We start from the raw sequence: 4,979 nt of genomic DNA, 5'->3' as shown, positions 1-4,979 counted from the left end.
GGCGGCCGGGACGGGGAACCGCTCGCCCGGCGGGAGTCCGCGCCCGTGCCCGGTGGCGCGGCCCCAGCGGACGGCTTCGGCGAGCGCGGCCGGTGAGCCGCCGACGCGCTGGGCGGGCGCGGACTCGGGCGGCAGGTCTTCGAGGGCGGGGCAGCGCACGTAGAGGACGGGGAGTCCGGCGGCGAGTGCTTCGACGACGGCGAGCCCGAAGGCTTCGTCGGCGGAGGGCGAGAGGAAGACGTCGGCGGCGCAGAGCAGGGCGCGCAGTCCGTGCGGGTCCTGTTCGCCGGTGAGGTGGACCCGGTCCGCGAGGCGCAGGCGGGCGACCTGGGCGCGGAGGGCGGCTTCCTCGGGTCCGGCCCCGGCGAGGACGAGGTGGTGGTCGGCGGGGAGGAGGGCGAGGGCTTCGACGAGGGCGGCGAAGCGTTTGCCGGGGACGAGGCGGCCTGCTCCGGCGAGGACGTGCGCGCCGGGCGGGATGCCGAGCGCGGTGCGTGCGGTGGTGCGCAGTTCGGGGTCGTGGGCGAAGGCGGCGGCGTCGATGCCGTTGGGGACGACGTGGACGCGGGTGTCGGGGACGCCCCAGCGGGTGAGGCGTTCGGCGACGGTGTCGGAGACGGCGACGGTCGCGGTGCCGAGGCGTTCGCCCGCGCGGTAGAGGGCGCGGACGCCGGGGGTGAGGGGGCGGCCCTCGATCTCGGTGTCGCCGAGGGAGTGCTCGGTGGCGACGAGGGCGCGGACGCCCGCGAGCCGGGCGGCGAGGCGGCCGTAGAGGCAGGCGCGGTAGAGGTGCGTGTGCACGAGGTCGTAGCGGCCCGTACGGATGTGGCGGACGAGGCGGGGCAGGGCGCTCAGGTCGCGGTTGCCGCGCATGCCGAGGTGGTGGACGGGGACGCCGTCGGCGCGCAGCGCGGTGGCGAGGGGGCCGGGGTGAGTGAGGGTGAGGACTTCGCTGTCGGCGGTGAGGCGGGGGACGAGGAGGCGCAGTTGCTGTTCGGCGCCGCCGACGCCGAGCCCCGTGATGACGTGGAGGACGCGGGGGCGGGGAGGGTGCGGGTCCACGGGGGCGTCCGGGCTGCTCATACGGGGGCCGCCTCCTCGGGCGCGAGGGGCGTGTACGGGAGGGTGGCGAGCGCGGTGGGGCGGCGGCGGGCGTGGAGGCGGCGCTTGAGGGCGAGGAGCGGCGCGGTGTCGCGGCTGCCGACGTGGACGCGCGGGAGGGCGTACGGGCCGGTGTGGGTGCCGGGGTCGATGGCGCAGGCGTAGCGGTATCCGGCGGCGCGGACGGCGTCCATGGCGCGGGCGTCGAGGGTGCCGTACGGGTAGCAGAAGCCGTCCGCGGGGGCGCCGGTGAGCGCGGTGAGGCGGGCGCGGGCCTCGGCGGTCTCGGCGTGGAGGGTGGCGTCGTCGGCGCGGGTGAGGTCGACGTGGGTGAGGCCGTGCGAGGCGAGTTCCATGCCCTCGGCGCGGACGCGGCGCAGTCCGGCGGCGGTGAGGAGGGCTTTGCGGGGGCCGAGCGGGTCCCAGGCGTTGTCGCCGCCGAGGCGGCCTGGCAGCGCGAAGACGGTGGCGGTGCAGCCGTAGCGGTGCAGGAGCGGGACGGCGTGGGAGAGGAAGTCGGCGTAGCCGTCGTCGAAGGTGAGGCCGACGAGTCCTTCGCCGCGTCCGGCGGCGCGGGCGGCGAGGAGCGTGGCGACACAGACGCCGCGCAGCCCGCGCCGCCGCAGCCAGCGAAGCTGCCGCTCCAGGCGGTGCGGGGTGACGGTGACGCGGTACGGGTCCTCGCGCACCTCGGAGACCGAGTGGTACATGAGCACCCACAGCGGGGTGACGCGCGCGGGACGGCCGGGCGCGGGGACGGCGGTCGGTTCAGCGGGCATCGCGGCGCTTTCTCGTACGGGGGGCGGAGGGGGTCGCACGGGAGGTGGGGCCCGAGCGGCGCGCGTACCGGTGCGCGACCGTCCGGCGCAGGACCTCGGCGGCGGGGAGGCGCAGGGCGAACGCGGTGCCGAGGGAGACGGTGAGGAGGGCGAGGGTTCCGGCGGTGAGGCCGGCGGCGGGGGTGCTGAGGCGGGCGGCGGCGAGGTGGGCCGCGAGGCAGCCGAGGGCGGCGGCGAGGACGAGTCCGGCGAGGTCGCGGGTGACGGCTCCGGTGCGCAGCGGGAGGGTGCGGCGCAGGGGCCCGGCGAGCATGAGGGCGGCGGTGGTGCTGATGCCGAGGGCGTTGGCGGCGGCGAGGCCGAGGACACCGTGGGCGGGGGTGAGCAGGGCCGCGCCGAGGGCGGTGACGGTGAGTCCGGCGAGCATGGCGGCGGCCGGGTACCAGGTCTTGCGCGCGGCGGAGAAGTAGGAGCGGATGAGGGCGCCGACGAGGGTGTGGCCGAGCAGGCCGAGGGCGTAGACGCGCATGACGGCGGCGGTCGCGGCCGTGTCGGTGGCGGTGAACGCCCCGCGCTGGAAGAGGAGTTCGATGATCTGCTCGGCGCAGGCGATGACGGCGGCGGCGCCGAGGAGGACGACGCACCCGGCGAGCGAGAGATCGCGTTCGACGCGGCGGCGGGCGTCCTCGGCGCGGCCTTCGGCGAGGGCCTTGGCGACGACGGGGAAGGTGACGGTCGCGAGCATGAGCGACATGACCATCGGCACCTGCGCGACCTTCTGCGCGTAGTTGAGGTGCGAGATCGCGCCCGGCGCGAGCGCGCTGCCGAACCAGCGCTCGACGAGCACCTGCGACTGCCGGAAGAGCGCGAAGCACAGCACGGGCCCGAGGAGCGCGGGGTCGAAGAGGCTCGCACGGGCCGCGGGCGCGCCCCCGCTCGTGCCGCCGATGACGCGCCGCGCGCGCAACTCCCGTACGAGGAAAGGCGCTTGTACGAGGACCATGAGCCCGCCGCCGAGTGCGACCCCGAGTGCGGCGGCGCGCACGCCCCAGCCCGCCCAGGCGCCGACGAGGGCCATCGCGGCGATGATGCCCGTGTTGTAGGCGACGTAGATGGAGGCCGGGGAGAGGTAGCGGCGGTGCACGCGCAGGGCGGCGCCGCAGTACCCGGCGAGGCCGAAGCTGAGCGCGCAGGTCGCGGTGAGGCGGGTGCAGTCGACGGCGAGCTGACGGCGCGGCAGGCCCGGGGCGAGGGACTCGACGATCCAGGGGGCGCCGGCGACGAGGAGGAGCGCGACGAGCGAGAGGATCGCGCAGAACCTGGGGAGCGTGGCGCGCACGAGGGCGCGGACGGGGTCGGGTTCCCCGGCGCCGCTCGTGGCGCGCAGGGCGAGGGCGAGCGAGAAGGCGGGGACGAGGACGAGCGCGGTGCCGTCCTCGATGAGGAGCGTGGAGGCGAACTCGGGCAGGGTCCAGGCCACGAGGAAGGCGTCGGTCTCCTGCCCGGCCCCGAAGAAGTGCGCGAGCGCCTGGTCGCGGACGAGCCCGAGCACGGACCCGGCGACGGTGAGCGCGGCGGTGATCCCGGCGGCCCGCGCGAGGAACCGGCCGGAGGGGTCGGGGCCTTCGGCGCGGGGGGCGGGGAGGGTCTTCTCCGGGGGCGGGGCGGGTGCGTGCTCGGGGGGTGCGGCGGTCGACGCGGGGGGTGTGGCGGGTGCGCCGGGCGCGGTGGCCGGCGGGCGGTGGGTCACGGGGTCCGCCTCTCTGCGGGGCGCGCGGCGAGTCCCCACCAGGCGGCGAGGCCGAGGGCGAGTGCGGTCATGACGGTGGCGGGGCCGCCGATGTCGGCGTAGGCGAAGTCGACGAGCTGCCACACCAGGAGGCCGCAGGCGACGAGTCCGCAGTCGAGGGGGCGGCGGCGCGGGGCGGGGCGCCGGTGCGTACCGGCGAGGCGGCGCACGCCCAGGACGAGGAGCGCGGCCCAGCACCCGCCGAGGGCGGTGAGACCGATGAGGCCCTGCTCGCTGAGGACGAGGAGGTACATGTCGTGCGGGGACAGGAGCGGCTGGACGCGGAAGTCCTGGCCCGCGCCCGCGGTGTCGCTGCCCGCGGAGAGGGCGAGCGGGGCGTGGCTGTCGCGGTGCGCGGGGAAGCCCTTCAGCCCGACCCCGGCGGCGGGGTGTTCGCGCCACATGGCGCCCGCGGCGGCCCACAGGGTGTAGCGGTCGGTGACGGACTGGTCGGGCGCTTCGGTGACCTTGGTGATGCTGCTGAGGCGTTCGTGCAGCATCGCGGAGCCGAGGCCGAGGCCGCCGACGAGGACGACGGCGGCGGCGCTCGCGGCGGCGAGGACCTTGACGGCGCGGCGGGGTCCGGCGGCGAGGAGTTGGAGAGCGAGGACGGCGGCGGTGGCGATCCAGGCGCCGCGGCTGAAGGAGAGCGCGAGGGGGACGAGGAGCGCGGCGGCGCAGACGGCGGCGAGGGGCCGCTGGAGGCGCGGGACCTCCCCGCTACGGGCGAGGGCGAGGCCGCTCGCGGCGACGAGCCCGTACGCGACGACCGTGGCCATGCCCATGACGTCGCCGGGCCCGAACGTGCCGACGGCGCGGATGTCCTCGCCCCGGTAGGAGGCGCCGGAGCCGGTGAGGTACTGGACGACGCCGACGCCGCCCTCGGCCAGGGCGAGGGCGACGAGTCCCCAGGCGAGGACGCGGACGTCGCGCGGGTCGCGCAGGGAGAGGAGGAGCGCGGCGGGGACGAGGACGAAGATCTGGAGGTAGCGCCCGAGCCCGGCGATCCCGGTCGCGGCGTCGGCGGCACCGAGGGCGGCGAGGGCGAGGGTGAGGACGGGGGCGCCGAGAAGGAGGGCGGCGCGGGGGCTGAGGGCCGGGACGGCGGCGCCGGTTTCGCGGGTGCTCCGGCTCTCGCGGACCAGGCGCAGGACGACCGTGAGGACGAGGACGGCGGAGGCCGCGTCGGCGGGGGTCGCGCCCTCGGCGCCGGGGGACGCCGGGTAGGCGAGGAGGGCGAGCACGGCGAGGGCGGGGAGCAGGCGGGCGGGGACGTGGCGGCGCAGGGCACGGGCGAGGACGGCGAGGGG

General features: G+C 77.5%; 4 protein-coding genes. All 4 read right to left on the bottom strand.

The genetic code is table 11. The annotated features are described in order from the left end of the window. Positions 1 to 1,083, bottom strand: a 1,083-nt coding sequence (locus G3I42_RS21370; RefSeq protein ID WP_239096592.1) for a glycosyltransferase, incomplete at its 3' end; no start/stop codon positions are given. Then, on the bottom strand, positions 1,080 to 1,880 hold the full coding sequence (locus tag G3I42_RS21365; protein ID WP_164288270.1) for a polysaccharide deacetylase family protein: 801 nt from the start codon (positions 1,878 to 1,880) through the stop codon (positions 1,080 to 1,082). The genes G3I42_RS21370 and G3I42_RS21365, both read right to left, overlap by 4 nt. After that, entirely contained in the window at positions 1,870 to 3,630 is a 1,761-nt protein-coding gene (locus G3I42_RS21360; protein WP_343244613.1) for a lipid II flippase MurJ, read from the bottom strand. Before G3I42_RS21360 ends, G3I42_RS21365 begins: the two co-directional genes overlap by 11 nt. Then, positions 3,627 to 4,955, bottom strand: a complete 1,329-nt coding sequence (locus tag G3I42_RS21355) for an O-antigen ligase family protein (protein ID WP_164288273.1) — start codon at positions 4,953 to 4,955, stop codon at positions 3,627 to 3,629. Before G3I42_RS21355 ends, G3I42_RS21360 begins: the two co-directional genes overlap by 4 nt. Between the last annotated feature and the right edge of the window lie 24 nt (positions 4,956 to 4,979).

Source organism: Streptomyces sp. SID11385 (assembly GCF_010548245.1).
Lineage (GTDB): Bacteria > Actinomycetota > Actinomycetes > Streptomycetales > Streptomycetaceae > Streptomyces.
The sequence above is the reverse complement of the archived record's forward strand: the minus strand, read 5'-3'. Positions and strand labels throughout refer to the sequence as shown.

What these genes read in the sequence shown, in the direction of transcription:
- G3I42_RS21365 (WP_164288270.1), bottom strand. Translation starts at nt 1,880, where the DNA reads ATGCCCGCTGAACCGACCGCCGTCCCCGCGCCCGGCCGTCCCGCGCGC.